This is a genomic window from Paenibacillus sp. FSL R10-2199, assembly GCF_038000235.1.
GTDB classification, from domain to species: Bacteria; Bacillota; Bacilli; order Paenibacillales; family Paenibacillaceae; genus Paenibacillus_AQ; species Paenibacillus_AQ phytohabitans.
The window spans coordinates 1,300,228-1,321,818 of the sequence record NZ_JBBOBO010000002.1; the positions used below are offsets into that span (position 1 = coordinate 1,300,228).

At 41.6% G+C, this 21,591-nt stretch carries 16 protein-coding genes and 1 pseudogene; 2 read left to right on the plus strand and 15 right to left on the minus strand.

The window, feature by feature from the left end; translation table 11 throughout:
- Positions 1-15: 15 nt before the first annotated feature.
- From NYE33_RS33440 to NYE33_RS33495, 12 genes and pseudogenes are all read right to left on the minus strand, one after another.
- The gene (locus NYE33_RS33440; RefSeq protein WP_341069570.1) at positions 16-990 is read right to left on the minus strand and encodes a pilus assembly protein; all 975 of its coding nucleotides are present in this window, start codon (positions 988-990) and stop codon (positions 16-18) included.
- Positions 991-1,005: 15 nt separating this feature from the next.
- Complete coding sequence (locus NYE33_RS33445; protein WP_341069572.1) at positions 1,006-3,081, minus strand: hypothetical protein; 2,076 nt, start codon at positions 3,079-3,081, stop codon at positions 1,006-1,008.
- Between the two features lie 338 nt (positions 3,082-3,419).
- The gene (locus NYE33_RS33450; RefSeq protein WP_042134322.1) at positions 3,420-4,085 is read right to left on the minus strand and encodes a TadE family protein; all 666 of its coding nucleotides are present in this window, start codon (positions 4,083-4,085) and stop codon (positions 3,420-3,422) included.
- Positions 4,082-4,270, minus strand: a complete 189-nt coding sequence (locus NYE33_RS33455) for a Flp1 family type IVb pilin (protein WP_042134320.1) — start codon at positions 4,268-4,270, stop codon at positions 4,082-4,084. Before NYE33_RS33455 ends, NYE33_RS33450 begins: the two co-directional genes overlap by 4 nt.
- Positions 4,271-4,283: 13 nt before the next feature.
- Positions 4,284-4,622 (minus strand): annotated as a pseudogene (locus NYE33_RS33460) (type II secretion system F family protein); the annotation flags it as partial.
- A 195-nt stretch (positions 4,623-4,817) separates the two neighbouring features.
- On the minus strand, positions 4,818-5,825 hold the full coding sequence (locus tag NYE33_RS33465) for a TnsD family Tn7-like transposition protein (protein WP_341069575.1): 1,008 nt from the start codon (positions 5,823-5,825) through the stop codon (positions 4,818-4,820).
- Entirely contained in the window at positions 5,794-7,680 is a 1,887-nt protein-coding gene (locus NYE33_RS33470) for a TnsD family Tn7-like transposition protein (protein WP_341069577.1), read from the minus strand. Before NYE33_RS33470 ends, NYE33_RS33465 begins: the two co-directional genes overlap by 32 nt.
- A gap of 6 nt (positions 7,681-7,686) precedes the next feature.
- Positions 7,687-9,327, minus strand: coding sequence for an ATP-binding protein (locus NYE33_RS33475; RefSeq protein ID WP_341069580.1), 1,641 nt, complete (start codon positions 9,325-9,327; stop codon positions 7,687-7,689).
- Between the two features lie 5 nt (positions 9,328-9,332).
- Positions 9,333-11,510: a Mu transposase C-terminal domain-containing protein gene (locus NYE33_RS33480; RefSeq protein WP_341069582.1), complete on the minus strand. Its 2,178-nt coding sequence runs from the start codon at positions 11,508-11,510 to the stop codon at positions 9,333-9,335.
- Between the two features lie 12 nt (positions 11,511-11,522).
- Positions 11,523-12,323 (minus strand): TnsA endonuclease C-terminal domain-containing protein, encoded by an 801-nt coding sequence (locus NYE33_RS33485; RefSeq protein WP_341069584.1) that lies wholly within the window; start codon positions 12,321-12,323, stop codon positions 11,523-11,525.
- Complete coding sequence (locus NYE33_RS33490) at positions 12,320-12,529, minus strand: hypothetical protein (protein ID WP_341069587.1); 210 nt, start codon at positions 12,527-12,529, stop codon at positions 12,320-12,322. Before NYE33_RS33490 ends, NYE33_RS33485 begins: the two co-directional genes overlap by 4 nt.
- Before the next feature lie 120 nt (positions 12,530-12,649).
- Positions 12,650-13,117 (minus strand): hypothetical protein, encoded by a 468-nt coding sequence (locus tag NYE33_RS33495; RefSeq protein WP_341069588.1) that lies wholly within the window; start codon positions 13,115-13,117, stop codon positions 12,650-12,652.
- Between the two features lie 205 nt (positions 13,118-13,322).
- On the opposite strand from NYE33_RS33495, the gene NYE33_RS33500 reads away from it, so the two are divergent.
- On the plus strand, positions 13,323-16,865 hold the full coding sequence (locus tag NYE33_RS33500) for a tetratricopeptide repeat protein (protein WP_341069590.1): 3,543 nt from the start codon (positions 13,323-13,325) through the stop codon (positions 16,863-16,865).
- An 81-nt stretch (positions 16,866-16,946) separates the two neighbouring features.
- Here the strand turns inward: NYE33_RS33500 and NYE33_RS33505 are convergent, their stop codons facing one another.
- Complete coding sequence (locus NYE33_RS33505; RefSeq protein ID WP_341069593.1) at positions 16,947-17,609, minus strand: hypothetical protein; 663 nt, start codon at positions 17,607-17,609, stop codon at positions 16,947-16,949.
- 128 nt (positions 17,610-17,737) lie between these two features.
- Here NYE33_RS33505 and recJ point away from each other — a divergent pair, with 128 nt between their 5' ends.
- Positions 17,738-19,387: a single-stranded-DNA-specific exonuclease RecJ gene (gene recJ / locus NYE33_RS33510; protein WP_341069595.1), complete on the plus strand. Its 1,650-nt coding sequence runs from the start codon at positions 17,738-17,740 to the stop codon at positions 19,385-19,387.
- 44 nt (positions 19,388-19,431) lie between these two features.
- On the opposite strand, the gene NYE33_RS33515 is transcribed toward recJ, so the two are convergent.
- Together NYE33_RS33515 and NYE33_RS33520 are read right to left on the minus strand one after the other, a co-directional pair.
- Complete coding sequence (locus NYE33_RS33515) at positions 19,432-21,072, minus strand: S-layer homology domain-containing protein (RefSeq protein WP_341069597.1); 1,641 nt, start codon at positions 21,070-21,072, stop codon at positions 19,432-19,434.
- Positions 21,073-21,262: 190 nt separating this feature from the next.
- The gene (locus NYE33_RS33520) at positions 21,263-21,574 is read right to left on the minus strand and encodes a hypothetical protein (protein ID WP_341069600.1); all 312 of its coding nucleotides are present in this window, start codon (positions 21,572-21,574) and stop codon (positions 21,263-21,265) included.
- Positions 21,575-21,591 lie beyond the last annotated feature (17 nt).

Genomic DNA, 21,591 nt, shown 5'->3' on the forward strand with positions numbered 1-21,591 from the left:
TCCCGTAAACTTCAGTTATTTCACAACTGTAAAAGTAGCCTCCAAGGAGGTGCCGTCAGCCAAACAAATGACGAAGGGCCAGGTCCCCGGTGTTGTATTTACGCCTATCTTCCATTCCCATTCGATATATCCGTTCTCATCCGCCTGCTTCCAGCCCAGATATTTGGCCGTGCTCTGACCGCTTTTGTAAAAAATGGCCAGGTTCGCCGAAGCACCCGGAGGCACCTTAACCTTTATCAGGCCCTGATGGTTCGCCACGCCCGGATTAGGCTTCTCCAGGACGACAATGATGCCTGTTTCTTCATCAGGTCCGGCCGCACCGCCATCTCCGGATACATCTGTGTTGCCGATCCATAAGCGTTCGACTGCACTGGCCTCAAGTACAATCTTTTGATTCAGGAACGGGACCTTCATCGGCAAATCATAGCTGACTACCAGTCCGAAGTAAGGATGTGTTCCTTTATTCAGATCAGGGACGGTTACATTAGACACATGAATCCGGCTGTATTTAAGCCAGTCCGAAGACAGATACGGCTTCAGCATAGGCTTAAGTGCGATATCCAGTACGGCCTCGGAAGCTCCGGCCTGCACCTTCTGGAGCGGCCCTTCTCCCTGCTGGACTGCAGCGCTGACCCAAGATTCCATAGGCTCAGGAAGCTCTTTCACATAATTCTCGCTCCATTCGGCAAGCGACAACCGCGGAATACTCCATACACCCGGAGAGGCAGAGCCAGCGGACGAATCTGTGTTCTCTGCTTCACCTGCATCATCCCATTGCTGTGCGGCCAAAGCCGCAGGATACATATGCGCCGAGACTATTTTAACCGTATCGGAAACCGTGCTCTGCAGCGCCGTGGAATATAGTGTCATTTGCACAATAAAGATCAGGAACAGGACAAATAACAGAAACATGGGTAGAACCAGCGCCGCTTCTACAACCATGCTGCCTTCATCACACGGGCCCGGCGATTTCCGCAGACAGAGCTTCATTCGGCCAATCCTCCTTCAATAAGAAAAGTCGGCCCCTACTTTCCTGAAATAATTCTTACCCCGGACGTCCCCGGAGAGTCCTGCACTATAATCCACCAGCTTCACTACTCCAGGGAGAAACCACAGCGGCATGCCCATTGTGAGTTCTGCTGAGGCATACGTGAACTTACCCGCCGGATCAGTGCCGGTATTCAGGCGGATAAGTGCAAGCATCCGGGCCAATTGTTCCTCCCCTCCTCCATGAAGCAGAAGAAACAACCGCAAATGATCACGATAGGTAAGCTTCGCGGTCATATATTTGGATAAAGGAATCTCCCCGTTCCTGCAGAGCAGAAGCATGTCCTGAACAGCCTGTTCAACTCCATACAAAAGTGCAGCAGCCAGGACCGCCAGCGGATTGCCCAGACTGGCTTTCTCTATCATTCCCTCCATAGTCCGTACGGCCAGCCGCAAGGCAAAGATCTCCCCATATGCCGCCGCTACATTTCCGGCAGGATTATAGAAGCCGTACAGAATATACTCCAGCTCCTGAGCCTGAGGATCAAGTTGTTCCCCGAGCTTTTCTCCGAGTCCTTCCGCAGACCCGGAAGCCAGCGGAGTCAGCGCCGATAGATCAAAATGACGGAAATACATTGCTGAATACTCTGTTTGATACAATCTGTCCCTGGCGCCTTCCAGAACACTGCTCATCGCTGAGTATAAACCGTCCATATTTTTCATCGATGATTTTCCGGCAGTATACTGATCACCGCTATTCACAGTAACTGTTGCTTCCTGCTCTATACCCTCATTGAAAGAGACATTCTCCTCGTAGTATTGACGCAGACTACGGTACCGTTCCGCGGCTTCTTCTGCGCTTTCACCCAGACCGCGGATCTCATTAAGCAGTTTCATAGCCTCCCCGAGCTTGGTTTTGGCCTGTTGTTCCGTTTGCCTGCGCCCACTGTCCGAAGTCCGGCGGCCGTCAATCTGCGCGGCCTCAGCTGTAATAATGGATCCATGCTCGCCATAATTCTGTATATAACTATGAATTGTCCCTGAAGCATTCAGAACACCTGTAACCATGCCTGAATACTCTCCAGATGATCCTGATAATGCACTCAATACGGCTGGTAATCCGGATACTGCCGGCTCCAGGTTCATTGCAGCCTGTTCCTGTTCCCCTAAGTTATTGTCCATAGTACTGAACTCGGATGAAGGGAGAATAAGGCTTGCTGCTTGTTCCCTCAGCTTCCTGAGCGGCTCTGAATTCATTTCTTCCACGCTCCCCGGGATGTCCCAGTTCCGCGCAGGATCATTTCCGGCAGTATCTGCGGCAGCCATTGACTGATCGAGCATGCTTTTCATCTGCCGGTTTAAATCCTCAGCCTTCGTAAGTGCTGATCTGGCCTCCTGTAACCGGGAGTTATGATCTGCCTGAACCTCAGCCAGAACACCAGGTATCCGGCTGATCAAATCAGATACTTGATTTCTATACAGCGATAGAACTCCTGAGTACTTTGGCGGTTTTTTGGTATCCCGGAACAAATCCTCGTAATACTTGGCGAAATAATCGTTATACATCGCCGGGATATCCGCTGCAGAGGCAATGGAGCCCAGCCCAGCAGGATATATATGATTAGCAGGAGGATTCATCAGAAGCTTCTGCAGTTTCACTGTACTGTCAGCAGCCTCTCTTCTCTTCTGCAGCATAAGTTCCAATGCTTCCTCACGCTGAGTATATAGAGGCTGCAGGTCTCCCAGTATCTGTGTTGTCTGTGAAGCCTCCGTCATTGCCGCAGACAGGGGTTTCAGCTTTCCTGCCAGCTCCAGTGCGAAATCAACAGGTGCTTTATACTTCATTTCTTCAATAATCTGCCGCCGGAAGATATCATAGCTGCCAAGCGGCCGGCTCCAGTTCAGCGAAGAGGAATACAGCTTTACCGGCAGCAGATTAAAAGCATCCGCCCGTCCACTCTCATACAGATTATCGTTCAGCACCTTGGACAGCAGCTGATTGCCGTCGTTACCGCCGAAGGCGAACAGAGCGTACCGGTCCCGTAAAGTAATATCATAAGAGGACATTACGGAGCGGACCCCGGCTCTCGCCAAACGTTCCTCCTGCACATTCACAGCCGCTATCCGTGCGTAATCTATGAGCACAGTGGTGAAAAGAAATACGAAAGCCAGTATCATAATCAGAAAAATGGAGACAGATCCTTCAGTTGTATGCAGATATCTGAAAGTACACCTAACTAACCTTCCGGTTCTATTAATATCGCTACTTCTGTTGCTACTTCTGTTCCTAGTTCCGCTCCGCCTTGCGTAATTCCGGCAGCGGCCCGGGCTAGGAAGCTTGCTGAACAACTTGCATTCCTTGGAATGCAGCATCCGTTATCACCTCCTTCCAGCCCCATCACCTGAACCAGTCCCGCCGAGATATTGGCAGCTTAGTGCAGCTTGTCCAGCATGAGGGCAGCGTTCTTCTTCTCCATGCCCGTGTCCTCCTTGCTGCCGGATGAATGATTCTTGAACTTGGACCCGTAGTAACGCATGAGGTCTACGGTTCGAATAAACTCAACAGGCTCAGTAACATAGGAGCTGGCAGATATCTCGGGAACCGCCTCATCCGCCAATAATTCATCCAAGACAGGTAAATTCAGCACCTTCTTTAATTCAGCACTGATCTTGCGGCCTGTGAATCCGTAAGTGTAGCTAAGCTCTCCCGTCAGATTCAACGGGACAATCTTCGAAGCTTGCCGCAGCTTCACTACGGGCAATTCGCCCCCAGCCTCCGCCTCACCAGGCAGTACAATTACCTCACTTCCATTCTGTGCACTCTTTCCGAACAAGGACCCCAATAATCCATCTTCGCTGATTCTCCAGTACAGCGGATCATAATTGCCTGCCGTGAATTCCCCATCCACCGCCCTGTTGCTATTCTCCCAATTATAGGCCGCACGCTCGGTTGCAGCTGAGCCCACCTGCAGCAGCATCGACTTCTGATAGCTGTAGAGGGAGAAAAACAGCAGCAGCATTGTGATGCACATAATGATCGGCAGCAGAAGCGAAGCCTCGATTGTGAAGCTTCCCTCCTCCTCCTGCAGAGGGATCACTCAAATACTTCCTGACTCTTATCCCCGGCAGTACTAATCAAGTCCTTAACTACCTTTACAATCTCTTCACGGAACACCAGCACTACCGCAATCAACACCGCAATAATCAGTATCATCTCGAGCGTGCCCAGTCCATCTTCATCTCTCCAAAAATTCCTCACACCTTCTGCAATCAGCATCATCATATGCTTCTACCTCCTACATTTTTAACATCATCAGCGCCGGTGTCCCCACCAGCACAATCACAATTAAGAAGATAACCACCATCGGGAAGACCAGCTTTGAGGAAGCCTGTTCCCCCTGGGTCCGGCTGATAGCCTTCCGCTTCTCCCAGAGCATCCGCGACAGATCACGCAACGACAGAACAAAGTCAGCTCCGCCTCTGCGGTAATTTAGCAGTACTGTAGTTGTGAAGATGGAGACTTCCTGCACCGCACAACGCTTGCTGAAGTTCTCAAACGCCTGCTGGAACGAATAGCCGCCTTCCCATTCCGCTGTCATCTTCAGCAGTTCAGCATACAGCGGATGGGCGTTGTCTCCCTGGCGGCTGTTGATGTCTCGGTAAAATAAAGTTAATCACATAGAACCCTGATTTGACGGGCTTTTTTCAGCCTTGATCTAAAAATTGATTAATTTAAAGTCGATCCATGTTCAATTATTTACCAGTAATTTAAAGTCGGTCTCAAGACTGCATGAAAAACGACGTTATTTCTAACGTCGTTAATGGGTCACTTATGTTATAAAGAGTTCATACTCCTGATCAGACAACACAACTTTTTGTTCCAAATATTTCAAGTCTACTTCAAGGAAGATCATAATAAGAACGTGAAGAATAGGGTGAACGTTAGGTATCTTTGTCGTGCTATCGTTAATCAATTTCTCTAAATCGGCAATAAAATTTATACCAAGTTCTGATGTAATCGTTGACAAGTACTCCTGACCAAAAAAGTCGATAAATTGTTCGTTGAATTTCTTTCGCCTGACAAAACCTGAATTAAACAACGACATTGCTTCAATTTTTCTAATGTAAAATTTCTTTAAATCTTCTAGACGGATGTGCCACCTTCGTGAGAATAATGCTGCTGTCATTTTGGAGATTTGTAAATCCCATTTTGAAATAGGAACTGGCCGAATTGTTTGAGGAATCTTGATACTCCCGACATCAAAAACCGCGTACTTTTTCTTTCCGTATGAATAATCGAATCCCGAACTAATAAGTGCATGTTCGTGAATGGGACAAACTTTTATTCCGTTTAACTGATGAATTCGATGTAGATACCCTTCCCCATATCGATGGACATCATCGGCATAACATATAGGGCAATACATGATGTGGCGATTGATAAGTTGGAATCGACATATTCCCAACTGGACTTCCACCGATTTTTTAGGATCATCTCCTTTCATTACATCTAGTATCATGTCTGATTTTCCGTTGTTAATAAACAATTCAATCAGCGGAAAAAATGAATGCTTATAAATTAATGAGTCCAATTCAAAACTTTGGTTTTGTGAGATTTTGCTTTTTAAAATTCCTAATCCTGTCGGAAAAGCCGCTTGTGGAACTATTGTTCTAAAATCATAAAGGTCTTCATTGGTTTGAAAGAGCGATTTGTTACGACTCCAATAATGATAGCGGGCAACAACGCTATAAAACAACTCGTCGGGATAAGGGGTAGGAAAGAAGGAGAGCATATCTAGCCCTCCTTTAAAGCCGATGAATACGACAAATGTATTCAATTAGCTTTTTCACTTTAGGTGACATTTTATTAGAATCAATATGAGCCATTCTAATCAATTTATATCGAGTGAAGTTCTCCCTGTTACTGTGCAAAACCTGAGAAGCGATCTGAATTCGACGGCACTGAAAGTCCTCATGGCTTTCAACTACAGAAGATAAGTAGTTGATCGTTTGGGGTAGCTTGGCTGAATTTCGAGTGAGAATAAACAACGAATTGGTAGCTTCACCAATGGAGTTGATGGTGATTCGGGTCGGTTTATCCAGATGAAGAAGCTGATGCACAGCTTCTTTGCACTTCTTCACTAGAACCTGATCTCGTTCTATCCAATTAATTGGAGTATGATGATAGTGTTTCGCTTTTTGAAGTGGCGGTGAATTTTCGATTAACCACTCGGGATCATTTTTCGCTAGCCACTGAAAAGGTCTAATCAATAACATGGATAATTCGGTCTTTCCTTTTTGCGGATACTGTTGCCGAAGCAGCTGCCACTGATCTCGATATCGGGCTTGCTTTTCAACAAACCCTTTTTCATCTGGTACATATAACAGTCTTCTATTCGGTGCGCATTGAGCAGAATATTTTTTCACGGTAACCCAGCTAACTTGAAAATGATTTGCCACCTCTTGTGGAGTCATTTTTTTAACCGTCAATAGATGTTGGAGCTTTTCCTCCCAGATGTTGCCGTACTGTTTAACGTAATGATAGGAATATCTTTCTTGATCTCCTTTTTCAGGACCATGTCGCGTATATACAAACCCACAATCACACTGGAACGTTCCAATCACCTTTTCTTTTTCTTTAGGATGCACTTTTACATCTAATTTATGGATTGTCTCTTTTCGATAATGATCTGAACCAATATTCAAACAAGGCCATGGTCCACTTCCAAATGGTTGACTCGTTGGATTTAGGGAAAAGAAATCTTCAGCAGAAATATTCATAAAATGCATCATTAAAAGATGCCGAACAGGGCTAATTGCTGCCCTTAGACTCCTTGAAAAGGAACTGAGCCAATTGTAATCATTTTTGGAGTTCGGGAAACATCCAATTTTATTTAAAAAGGGAGCCCCAAATGCCTCTACAAAATCATTAGACAACTTCGAAATGTTTACTTTGCCTGTATGACTGGTGTAACCAGCAGACTTTAGTAAATAGACATACTTTGATTTCAATGTTTCCATTCCAACGGGTTTAACATGATGTGTAAGAATATACTTCACATTGTTTGCTAACGAATCCACGTTATGACTTTGGTCAATTTCAGAATATTGGAGTAAATGACCATGTGGTGCCTTAATGAACTGGTTGATATCCATGAATTGATATTTATGCTGACGGTCACGAAAAGGAATGTTTGAAGTTTGGAGTTTCTGATAATGAACAGGACACTCTTGAACGAGACTGACCTGATGAAGTCTGTGCCAGTACGCTTCCCCGTACCACTTAATATCTTCTTCAACACAGGATAAACAATATCGAAGCGTAGGCGAGAAAACTACCGTTGACGAACCACCGCAACCTAACATTGAATGTACCCCACCTCCATTATTCCCCCCAACTTTAAGTTTGTTAGTCATCGCATCGACTTTTTCAGGAGTTAAGAATGGTTGGTACAATGGAAAAAACGTATGGTTTTGAATTAACGATTCTTCCCTTGTCGAATGATGAGTGGGAAGCTGAGACTGTAAAAAGCCTAGTCCGCAAGGGAGATCAACAACGGCTGCCAATCTCCCTGTTCCAAATAACTCCTCAATGGTAGCCGAGTAGCTTTTTCCTCTTGACCAAAAGTGGTATCTAGCCATGACACTATAGTAAATTTCATCAGGATATGGATTTGGAAACATCGGCAGCATATTGATTCACTCCAATTCAATGGTTTGGATAACCCCCGCTTCTTTTAAGCGTTCATAGTTGCTGGAGGTATCTGTTTCAGACGTTGGCTTCGTTACAGCACGCATATCATCAGGGGACATTAATTCACCAAAAGACGTATCAATCTCCATGTGAAACGCAATGTTCATTGCATCTTTTATGACTTTCTTAATATCTGTGGCTTGAGCATTTTGAGTCACAGCAAGATGGGCAGCTTCTTTGGCAATCATAGGTTTATAGTCCGCCTCTAAAAGCCACTTGGATACAATCATAATAGGATCATTTTCTTTATCATTTGTGCTTGCGGCCCTCTGGTTTTGCAGCGTGTTTGAAGTTCCTTGCAGCGCGACGCGTTCTTTCGATTTTTTCAAGAAATTATCCATCGTGTCTTCGTCCACATAGATATCTCGTATTTTCATTAATTTACTGATTTGATTTTTCTTAATGGCTTCCAATATTGGTCTAAGTAACTGGAACGAATCTTTGGCTACTTTTCGAATGACAGCAGTTGTGATTTGTTCTCTTTCTTCTCCAATAACACTCCACTGGGCAAGCATGTACAATTTAACGGCAATATCCGTAATTCCTTGCGATTCATCATACAAAACTTTCTTCAGCTTTGACGTTAATATTGTAGGTGTCCTCGTCCATTGATACGTCCAAAGCTGTTCAACAAAATAATTCCATACTTCATCTTCTTGAACATGATTACTCCAAATTAAATCACCTTGCCCGCTCATTCTTCGTGCGGTGGAAAATGTGCCTTGCAACAATGGAATAACTGCATTTGTTCCAATAAGAACAACAGGGATTCCCATGGAGTTAACTAGATCCACAAAAAAGTTCAACATGTTATCTGCACCGCCGCTTTTTGCCGCATTAAGATGCTGAATATCATCAATTATCAAGGTTCCTACCCCTAAAGTTGATGCGATAAAAGCAACATCTTGAATGAGCTCTTCCGTAGTGACCCTCCCCCTGCAAAACTTGTTGTAATAATTACTACCGAGAATGCTATCAAGTACTTGGAAAAATTTTAAACATAACCCTTTGATGGAGCCGTTGCTAGGACATTCTAGCTTTAACCAAACAACCTGAGATCGGTGAAAAGGTGTTCCGTTATACTCCGAGTGCTGAATAACCTGAGGATATAGAGAAAGTACACTTTCTATAGCCGTCGTTTTTCCCATTCCGCTAAGACCGATCACTGCAAATCCAGCAGCGGATGAGCGTATTACAGGAATTTCGCCTGGCTCCAAATCCATGAAGCCTGCTCTCATCTGTCGCACATATTCAGCATCAATGGGATTGCGTGCCAGGTATCCTTGTCTTATCATTCGGGAGAACCGCTCTTCAAGATCCAAAAGCATCGGTAACGCTTCAACGTACGTTCGAATTCGCTGTACAGCATGGATGCGTGCTTCATCAGACTTACCTCGTTCTTCTTCATTGTAAATTGGATATCGCTTCATTTTCCGAATGGCTTCTTCTTTCGTGAGGACAGGCGGCAAGGCCTCAATCCACAAATTGTGTTGATATGTCGGTTCCTCCTGTTCAATATAGGTTGCCTCTACACTTCTACCTGTGAAAACATATTTACCGTCTTCTAGCATGGAACTCTTCTTCATTACGTTCATCCCCTCTTTAATTGTTTTAGTAAAGCTAAACTTGATTTTGATTTTGAAGATGGAGGTAGCGGTAAATCAATATCTAGTTCAGTTGCATCCCACACATCTGGGGAACCAGACTTTCCTCCAACATCGAATTTTTCAATTTCCCTAATTTGTTCTCGTTCTTGAGCCCGATTTTCTCTAATCCCTGATAGACGGTTAAGATCACTTAGATCCACTTCTTGAAGTTGCTCTTTTGTCTGCTCCGTTGCATCCTTGCTTATGGAATTGTTCAGACTGCTAAGTTCCACATCCGCCTGAAGTTCAGCGGCTATTTCTAGTTTCGTTGCCAAAAGCTCAAGGGCTATCAGTTCCTGAGTATCTTCTAATCGATGGTCCATATAACGATGTTCCCTTTCCAACAATTCACAACGTTCAAATCGGTTGGTGCCTGACTCTCGCCAATAAATTGCAGTAGTGTTTCTGAAGTCATATGAAATATCAATTTTCCAGCTCTTTGAACGAGCTTTTATGAACCACTCTTCAGATATCGCTGTAGGACAAGAGTAATACATCCCTTTAAAACGAATCCCTTTCTTCGTAACGGTTGCTGTATCTTGCGGCATCAAATTCAGTTTTACAAAATCTGCATCCCATTGTCTTAGATGTCCACTACGATTTTGGACTCCCCACTGCCATAAATGATTAGGAATCGGTTTAACATGGTCAGCAATCATAAATTCATCTTTGTTGTAGCCTTGCAAATAATGACTTGTGTTATATTTTAGAATTGTGTTTAAGATAATTTTTGTAAACTCATTTAAATCCAATGTTGCATCCAGCGCATGATTGGGCTCTCCTCTTTGGCGGTGTCGCTTATTTATCGCACCTGGTAGCCAAGAAATTGTTTTTAAGTTTAATAATCGAAATTGTTGTTCAACAATGCCTTTCCAATCCGCGCGATAGGGTGGGGTGTTAACTATATCAATATTAAAGTAAAAGGAAAGCACACCTGCGGGATCTGAAATCAATTCCCCTCTATCGGCTACGATTTTTTCAGGGAGATGAGCAGATGGAAACATTTGCTCCGTAATCTCAATACCTAACTTTTTTCCTAATTCCGTTTTATTTTCAAACGTATTTAGTAATGCCATCTGTGCTCCAAGCCAGCTCGGACCTTCCAGACCCACATAAAAACCTACAATAACCCGACTAAATACATCTATAACCACATACAAAACGGGCCGTCCAATGATTTTGGTACGATCATAACTACTTACCAAGTACACATCTGCCATGGTTGCATCAATTTGAAAGACTGAGCCTGGTCCAAAGTTTTTCTTTTGGGAGTTACCGAGTACAGGTCGATTATTCAAATCGAATTCCTTCTCCCCTTCACGGGAAATAATTTTTTTCTTGATATTTCTTCGTTTGCGGTTCCAGTACAAGTAAGTTTCATAGGTAAAATAGGTTGACGGATCTGCCAAAATCGGAACCTCTTTCCCCTGAACGATTTTTTTACCGATGCTAAAAAAGTGAGCAATCGTTTCAATATAAGATTTTTTTAGAGAATACCGTTTTCGATTCTCATAGAACATGTTGTATCCCGCGAGTATGATGGACAGCATATTTTCATCGACACTCACTCCCGTCTTCCCTGTAGCAAGTTCCAGTACAGACTTTCTTCCCCGTTTTTTCCCTCCACTAACGAGTCGTTCTTTTCCTTTGCCACCACAAAGATTATAGCTAGGTAACAGCCCATTTCTATTTTTCCCCCCTCTCCAGTATTTTCTTAAATATTTGTAGATATATCTGGGATGGGTGTTATGTTTCTTTGCTGCTTCTTCCACCATCACCTTTAGGAGCGAAGCTTTGTAAATATCAGGTTCGTCTGTAACCAAATCCTTTATTTTTTCCCAAGCTTCATCTCGCTGTTTGTAGTGTTTCTTTTTGGTCTCAATATTGGGCATATCTGCTCGTAGATATCGGTCTACGCTCAGTACACAGGCCTGTCGAGTTGTTAAGTCCTCCAACAGCTCATCAACATGCATGAACTCAGGTAAAGCATTTGGAGTATCCATATCAAAAACCATTAAATATTCGTTGTTAGGCGAAATGAATAATATTCGTTTTACGAGATGAGGTGCTGACTCATCACCGACAAACCATTCAATTAATGAATTCACCCCAAAAGGTAACATTATATCCCTCCTTTACTGAGTTATTAAATTTAATGGTTTGGCTGTATCAATTGGAACAAGCATATCTAACTTCCAAATCTTATTGGCGACAAAATGACGTACAATCCAAAGGGATGTGCCATAGGAATATGCATATTGACGATCCAGTTCAGAACATGAATGTGCTAACGGTTGAGAGGATTGTCTAATTATCTTCTGGAAATGAGGTTCTAAATCCATGATCAATTCTTCTGAGAGGAATGAAGGGCCATCAATAAGTCGACGTGCTTTATGAATCCAACGTATATTATCAATTAACGGTTCAGGGATATCGAAATCAGTGATGACTGCAAAATTAACATTCTTCTGTTGCCAATACATTCGCTCGATCTCCAGTAACTGAATCGTTCGTTTTTTTTCTAGGTTTTTGATGGGCATCACTGATATAGCAGTGTGATGCCCCTGTTCATCCGTGATAAAAAAATCAGTTGTCATTACCCTTAATTGCATTGTTTTAGGATGAAGAGGATGCCGAATTTTTAACATATGAGCAATTTCAAGCGTTTGCTTGGGATCAAGTGGATACCGTTCACGGATATCCTTTACACTTGATCTCCATTCCAATATATAAAAATAGGAAAGCTCCAGATTGGATAACAAATGATGGACTCTGCCCGTCTTCCACCCTAAGATTCGATGCGAAAATCCCTTGGATGGTATTTCTCTGACTTTAAGCCAAGGATGATAATTTGGTCCTTCACCTTGGCCCCGCCCCTTTTGGACCATGAACTTATACTCTTCCAAAATCGTTCTTTGTTTTTTTATCGCCATCATTTTTCCTCCTCGCTACTCCAAATTTGATGTCTTGCATGCTTTTCTTTCGGTGCTAATTTGCTTCTGTTTGCAGAATATCCTACGACCCATAAGAATTCATAGCACAATTTTTTCCATAACTTTTTCACCAAAAAAAAAACTGTTTTTTCAAGTTTTTTGTGCATACGCAATTTTTTGAAAAATGGAAATGACGTTAATGTATTCAAGTAAACATATAATGTATTTACTTTACTTATATTCCCTATCTAAGTAATTTTAAAACTCCATTTCATCACAAAAAATCCTCAAGAAAGTAACTTGAGGATTACATCATTTCTTTATCCCTGCTATTCTTTGATTTCTAAGAAGTGATTAAAGCTATATAAATTCTTAAAAAACTGTTCTTTATCGTAACTGTAGCAATGACGCAAACATCCAAAAAACAGCTTTCTAAGCTCTAACAAATTTTTTTCATCCTCCATATGTTTTGACAACCTCGTTGAAAATGTATGGTTTTCCGTTACGTATGCAAGTAGCTCTCGTAAGTTCTGAGGAGACTCCACCTTGCCATTTAGAAGTGCATTTATTGCCCCATTCTCATTAATATCATCAAAGGTTAGTAAGTATGCTTCGAGATAATCACTGTTGGGTTCTTTTCCATGTACAAACTCATCCACTCGCTTTTTAAGTTCCGAAGGTTTTATAGATTCTTTTCCGTATTGAAAACGTAAAATATTTCTAAGCTTCTTTAGAAACAGTTTGTATTCTTCGTCATTAAATTTAGCAATCGAATTACGAATGTTCTGTATGTACATATTTACACCTCAGAAATTTAGAATTCCAGCTATTTACTAATTCAATTTCTTACTTGCAAATACCTGCTACAAAAAATTATTCTTAGCATAATTATCAGTCCACCGACAATCTTGTTCCTTGGCCATAGTTGTGGTTTAGACCATTATGAAAGTGATACACTAATTATATCAATTCACTTTTTGTAAAGATTGAGGGGGCTGTATATTGGAACCAGTTGTACTTTCACGAATTGCAGGAAAATTCTTCGCTTATGTATTGCCACAGATTAAAAACATGAAAGTTTATCGTGATTTACAAGCGAAGTGGTCCAAGGATAATTACTCAACTCAAGTTAAAAATATGTTTAAAGCTGCAATTGCTGATTCTAAAGCAATATTCGACATTTCAGATGAGTTAATAAATGATTTGTTAGATGATAAAACAAACCGTGATGAAATCTTTCGCTGGATTATTGAAGGCATAACGATGGAAGATTTCGATTCATCAAAGTTAAACCTACTTCCATATATAGAAATATACCCTCAGTACCAAGACTACCTGGAAGCATTTTTTGTAACAATTCTGGCCAAAATTCATGATTTCCAAGAAACTCACTGGAACCCTGGATTTTTGCAAATTTTATCACAAGTTCGATCCCTGAAACTTGAACTTAAGGAAGACCTCAAACAAGGGTTTGACAGAATAGAGACTGCCCAAGGACAGTTTAGTCAGACACTAAATGAACAGAGTATTCTTCTAAATACGTTATTCGAACCTGTTTCATTTACCGATTTAAATAAACTTATAATCGCGGGTGATGTACTTATTGCTCGCGAAAGAGCATTCGAAAGACTTCGTAGTAAAAAAGTACACACGGATGAAGAAATTATGGAATTGAATGCTGTCATTGCTTCCTGCTTTATTATGAATGGACAAGAAAAGGAATCCATCTTTCACTTACAAACCGCAGTTAACCATTGTAAAAATGAAGCACGAAAGTGCCGCATGCTATCATTGATTAATCTTTTTCAGGAACGTTTTGAAGACGCTCTAAAACACACTAATCGAGCTATCGAAATAGAAGGTTATACTCCAGCTAACATCGAAAAATTAGTCGATATTTACAGAAGGCAAGGCCAAAATCAATTAGCAATTGAACTTTTAGATAAATATGATGCATCTGAATTGAATGAGCTTCGTGCATACACGTTACTAGGTGATCACCAGTTTGATGCCACTCTGACATTGGCTCAAAAAATGTTAGAAACAAAACCAGAAAACTTCGCATGGCAGCTTATTAAACTTGAAGCTATGGTTTTAGACCTGCAAGATCAGGGCTCCACTGGAATGATAATAGATATAGAAGAAAAATATCAATTAATAATGCCTATCATAAAGAAGTTAGAAGGTCAAAAGAAAAAAAGTGATCGAATTAAAAAACGTCTTCAGGAACTAAAAGCACCCATTTTATTGTGGAGTAATCGCTATTCGGAAGCAAAGATGACATTTGAATGGTTGTACAATCATGAATATGAAAATAAAGACTTTCACTTTAAAGGTTATCTTTATTGTTGCTTATGCGATGAAGATTGGAGCACATCCATTCAGTTACTTCAGGAACGAATGACCGTAGGTAAAGTAGACATTAAAGATATTGTTGTGTTGGCTAATGCTTATACAAGTTCTGGTAATCCACAGCGAGCTATAGAATTACTAGAAGAACAAGCCGAGCTTATAGATATGAGTGATCAATTTTCAATAAAATACTATTTCGTATATATGGAAAGCTTAGCAAGCGCCTTAAACCATTCTCAAATTCAAACGACAATTGATACGTTAGAGGCTAAACATTACACTCAAGTTGGAATTAACGCCCTAAAGGCTTACAGGGCCACAATTCTTCACGATTGGGATGCTGCAATCTTACACTGGGAATCATGCATAGATAATTTAACTGAAGAATTGTTTGTAGAAGCTACAATGAGTTTATCACAAGCATATATGAACAGAGCTACACCAAATGATTATCAGCAATTAGTGAAGTTAATTGAGAAACTCCCCCTTTGGCGTCAACATGAATCCATGGTTAATCGTTACGCTAGAGGCCTATATGAACTAAGAGAGTATAGTAAAGTCATTGAATTGGCTGAACAATTTTCAACACCTAGTATTGAATTGCGGGAGATTGTTAGTACAATATACTTTAACTTTGAGTGGTATGGACCAGCAAAAGAACACTATAAAGCGCTGTTCCAAAAAACAAACGATATCACGTTTTTATCCAAGTATGCGAGATGTTTGCTCCGCTTAGGATCAATTACAGAATGTAATAACGTTCTCCGCTCTATGGAGCAAAGAATAAATGCAGAACCTACAGCAGAACGTTTTCATTTATTAAGCATGAGCTTTTTGGAAGCTGAGGGCTATCACCAGTCACTAGAATATGCATATAAGATGTTTGAAATTGGAAAGAAGGACCCACAAGTTTGGCGTTCCTACTTTTCACTGTTCCTTAACGTCACACAAAAACTAAGCAATCCCTTACCAGAATGGATTAGTACCTATCATTTTATCTTTGAACATTTCAATGCAACTTTCCCAACAGAAACTCCCATTTTCCAAGCTATTAAAGCCTTTAATGATGATAAAACTCTTTCTGATCAAATCATTGAAATGCTAAAGGATCATCATGAGGCCAATCTTCATAAAGTAAACGTAGTGAAAGAGAATCAATTTCCTCCAAGTATCTTGGCTAGTTTCCTTGACAAGGGACCTTATGAAACCTGGATGTATTATTTCTCTTCAGATATGGAGTTTGGAGTGTATCAAGGTCCTGAACTGCAAGATATTGATCAGGGAGTAAATGTTTCAAAAACAGCCAAGGAAATTTTCTGTGATACGTATACTCTTCTGACGATTAGAGAACTCGATCATCTTGATAAGCTAGCTGAAATGTACAATTTATATATCCATCAAAATGATTACAATGAACTTTTCAACGAATACTCTCATCAAAAAACGATAAGTGCACAAGGATCATCTATTCTCAGCTACAACGATGGACAGGTCACTTATCATAAAAATAGCGCTGAAGAAATGCAAGAATATCTTAACAAGTACGAAGAGTTCATCACTTGGATTAATGAACACTGTACAAAAATAGGAAACCCTATTTCAAATGATGAATCAAATGATGAAATGAGCTTTTTAATTCACCCTCTCGAAGTATGTAATGACAAACACTTAATCTTGATGTCCGATAGTTATCATATACGCGGAACTGCAAAGGAACTTTTTAATATTCAATCCTTTAATACTGTGGAATGGATAATCAATTTGGTCTTAAGTAGTAGAATTGGCGTAGGACAATATTTTGAGGATATGGGGAATTTACTTAGCATGGGATATACACTACTCCCTATTAATGAATTTATGATACTACATCACCTAAAGAAAAATGAGTATGTATTGGACGATAAAATGCATCTGTTATTGAATTATTTAAAGAAGGATCAAATAAATCATGAATTTACTCTTGGCGTTTGTGGGGTAATTTTACAATGGGTCTGGTTAGATGATGTACCCTCATCTCAGCAACAATCAATTACAAAGGCACTGTGTGCTGTTGCTACCCATAATAGAAACAAGCAGGAAACAGTTCAACAACTTTTGGATTTTACGGAGACCCTCTTCTCAACACTAAATCAGGATCAATTCGAAGAAATGAACATAGAAATTCACTCTTGGTTAGATCAACAAAGTATCTAACTGAATTGAAGGGGGCTCATTATTATTAAATGAGCCCCCTTTAGGTTGAATTCATATCCCAGATAAAGCTCGTCAGAAATACTACCTGACGTTTTCATTTTCCTTTTCAGCTATGTAAGTTACCGTCAATATATTTCTTCGATTAAGCAGCACTTCTCTCTCTGTATTATGCTTCCCCTTCATAGTGTTGACAATGTAATCTCCTCGACGAGTGATATTAACCAATCTATATAATTGTGGCGCTTCTCCGATGAGTTTGATTTCTAATATTACTGTTTTAAAATACTTGCCTTGGATCATCTCAAGCATAAATTGAACAAAATACCATATCAAAATTGATGTAATTACACACAATCCTAAACAGAGGATTATGTAACCAGGTAAAAGGGGATTCATCGTTTTAATATTAAACGGGAATAATAATTTTAAGTACGTAATAGCATTAGCGCCTGCGATTACATAGACAGTTAAGAACAGTATACTTATACTTACTAATTTAGGGATTCTCATAATATAAAACAATGTAACTGGGATAAAACTGACTAACCATGAACCAGGCTTGATTTCAAAGGCATCATAAAAATAATAAGATAACGAAGAAAGTAATAAAATGATTACTGGAAAGATCGTTACTTCGCTCAACATTCGGCTTATCTTGATCTTGGCTTCAACTTTCTCGATTTTACTTGTGTTCCGTTCTAGAACACGACTAACAGCTTCCATATTAATGTCTGGTATATTCACCCAATCTCCCCCTCCATTCATAGCTCCTCTTACTTTACCTATTCATAGAAATCATTTTCAATAATCAAAATCACGAGTGGTTTATAATTATACCCTTCTGGCAATACCGTGAATTGGAGGTGTTGCACTTGCAATGGCAGTTACAAAATACTAATGAATTTTCACCTGGGATGATTCAGTATTACTCCCGTCAATTTCTACTTCCCCCTTTTTTGACGAAGCAGCTTCTTACCGCTGGTATAACCAATGAAGATCTCTATTACACCTATGCTTACCCTAGCCTATCAGACTTGCACAATCCCTATCATTTTAAAGATATGAAAAAAGCCGTTTATCGCATCTATCAAGCGATCGTGCTTGGTCAAAAAATTTCTATTTTTGGCGATTACGATGCAGATGGGATGACATCAAGTGCGCTGCTTTGCCGTGCACTCTGCTTTCTGAAGGGAAATGTATCCGTGAGAGTGCCCACCCGCGCCGAGGGCTACGGGCTTACAGCAGAAGCTGTTGAGAGATTAGCAGCGGAAAGTCCCGCTCTCATTATCACCGTCGATAATGGATCGAATTCGCATGGAGCACTAGCCAAAGCCGCAGCCAAAGGAATCGACGTCATTGTAACGGATCATCACGAGATCACGGGTGAACTTCCTAAATGCTATGCCTTTATCAATCCAAAGCGAGCAGACGACACCTATCCTTGCACCCACCTATGCGGAGCTGGGGTAGCCTTTAAAGTGGTTCAGGCTCTGTTTGCCATACGTAAAGACCTGGATTGGTATAAGCACGCCTGGGATTATCTGGAGCTCGTTGCTTTAGGCACGGTTGCAGATTTGATGCCGCTCATAGGGGAAAACCGAACGCTAGTGAAACTGGGGATACACAAGATGAATGAAAACCCTTCAGCTTTATTTAAGCAGCTTTTTAAACTTCTGCGAATTACAGAGGTGGATAGCTCTACCCTCTCGTTTCTTATCGGACCTGTTTTTAATGCCTGCGGCCGAATTGGCGATCCCAATTTCGCGGTAAAGTTGCTCATCACTGATGTAAATGATGAAAGGGATCTGATCACTCTTATTGAATTAAATGAAACACGAAAATATATGACGGAGATTCAGTTTGAACAGGTTGATCAGATTATTCAAAAGCAGCATCTTTATAAGCAAAATTTGATTGTCGTCATGGATGAACTACATGAGGGCTTAATTGGAATATTAGCCGCCAAAATTACCGAAAAGTATAAAAAGCCTGCAATCGTGTTTACGAATCGTGGAAAGGGATCTGCACGTTCGGTACCGAACACGAACTTTTCTATTGTAGGAGCCATTCAAAGTTGTAGCCAATACCTAAAGACCTATGGTGGGCATCAGGCTGCCGCAGGGTTAACCCTTGAACCTAGTAAGCTCCAGCATTTTACGAGTGCGATTCAAACGGGCGCTCTTAAAGAGACCTTCATTCAGCCAATCAAAAGGTATCATCACGAGCTAACCATCCCACAGTTCGATGATGAGTTCTTCGATCATTTCCGAATGATGGAGCCGTTTGGAATCGGAAATGAAAAGCCTCTGTTCTACAGTTCAGCAAACCCAAACCAGTATCAGGTGGAATTGTTCGGGCGAGACCAACTTCACGCTTCCCTTCACTTCCATCGAAAAAAGGCGCTCGCCTTTTTTAAAGCTCCTTTATTTCCAAATGCCCAAAGCCGCCACATGGAAATTCTGTACACTCCAAACTCCTATCAAAAGAAGGATTTTATTGTAAACGATTTAAATGTGCTCTAGCAAAAAATGAAAACGGACCCTCATACTTGAGGCGTCCGTTTTCATTACTTCTTAATCTGCATCATTTTATAAATGGTGAATGCGGCATCGGCCCGAGTTGTATCCGAATAATCCAAAGCTCCTTTACTATTTAGGCGAACAATCCCTCTATTGACCACCGCCTGAACGATCTCAGGACTCCACCAATCCCAATCTGAATTCCGATCCACAATTTTAATTTTTGGAGATTCGCCTTTCAATTTTAAAGCCCGCCCTGCCCAAAGGGCCATTTCAAGTCGGCCTAAGGCTTCATCAGGATAAAGTAGACTCATATCTGTTAATTTGAGGACACCGTGGTCAAGTGCAGCCGCGATGTACTCATTTGCCCAGTGGTTAACAGGCATATCATCACCATAAGCCGTTGTTTTTTTGGAATGCGGCCATCCTTGCGAAACCACGATCCATTGGATAAATTCTTCACGGGTGATAATATCCGTTGGTCGAAAGGTATTGTCTTCATATCCTTTAATGATTCCCTTCGCCAATAAACTTCGAATCACTTGTTCATCCTTATGTCCCTTCAAATCGCCGAAGGGCACAGACGGGGTGGAGATATGCAGATCACCGTTCGCATCGAATAGCCACTTGGGATATACCTGTCGGTTCATTGCCACTCGTTCATTGTTAATCGGAAAGCTCCCCCAGCCCCACACCGTTCCATCCGATCGAATCGCATACGTAGAAGCATCATTCACAGCATAATCGACTACTTTAGTGAGTGATTTATACAATACTTTTTCGTTGGAATTAGGACCTACACGCACTACTTTTCCGTTACCTAATTGTCCAAACCCATTATCTCCCCACATCCAGAGGTTACCTGAGGTATCTAGTACTCCATGTGGGTCATCGCCTTTTAGAGAAACAAAATTACTCATGTTGGAAAAACGAACAAAGCTGGTTTGGGTTTTTCGCGTATAAATTACCCCGTCGCCTAACAAAACATAGCTCCAGCTTGCACCGACGACTCGTTTGTTGGTAAGTTCGGGTTGCTGTTGATAGCCTCCAGCCCATGCGAGATACTGCACGACCTCTCCGTCAGGTGCCTTCAGATAGTCTTTGACTAAGGTCAGAAATTGATGATTAGGTGTATATTCTGTGGGAATATAACCGTGAGTACGCCCCCTGCCCCACAATCCGTTGGGATTGTTCGGTCCAGCATCCCAGCCCCACCCCCAAATCGAACCATCCGTCTTCAGGACTAAGGCATCCTGCCTGTTTGGGAATGAAACATAAGCGACATCTGACATTAGGAACGTCGGAATGGGTACATACTTCGCATCCATTTGACCCGATTGACCGTATTGATTATCTCCCCACGTGTACAAATCCCCATTTTCAGCTAGTGCAGCCGAAAACTCCATCGAAGCGAGGACCTGTTTAATTTTCGGCAAGCCCTTCACCTGGATAAGGGTAGATCGGAAGGTAGTCGTTCCATCTCCCAATTGTCCTTTTTCGTTCTGTCCCCAAGCCCATACCGTACCATCATCTTTTAGTAACAAGGCATGACCTGCGGATTGACTGGAGATTTGTATAAATCTCGGGCTGACTGCCGCCGAATCGGCTGCGGCCGCTGGAGGATAGAACGGAAGAAATAATAGGATGCTACATAAAAGAATCACCAAACGTTTGATTCTAAAGTTCATGCTTTACCTCCGTCTCTGCGTATACATACTGCCTAATCTCTTGTTACAGCGTATTCTGTGTAAAAATATCGGACCGCATCATCGAGGGCTTTAACGTTTCATAATTCACTTTAAGCTCTAACATTGCCTTTGGCCAAAACGCAGTGGAAATCCCCCATGATGGCGCTAATACGTTATCTAATATGTCTTGCTACTGCGTAAGTTGATGGACGATCTCATCCACAATCTGTGGAAATCCACCATACGCGATAAAATCGCTGATTGCTGAAACCAAAAAGTAAAGAAAGACAAAGAAAAGAACCACCCGCATCCATTCAGGAACCAGTTCATTAAACGTCCAAAGCGCCCATTTCAGAATACCGACGACGATTGCCTTTAGGATCGCGAACGGAATTTTCACCAGTTCGCCTGCAACGGCTTTCGCCGTATGCGTCGTGACTGCCTCACCTGTAGTAAAGGTCTTCTTTGCTAGCTTTGCTGTAAAATATTCAAACAGCGCCATATCTCTTCCCTCCTTGC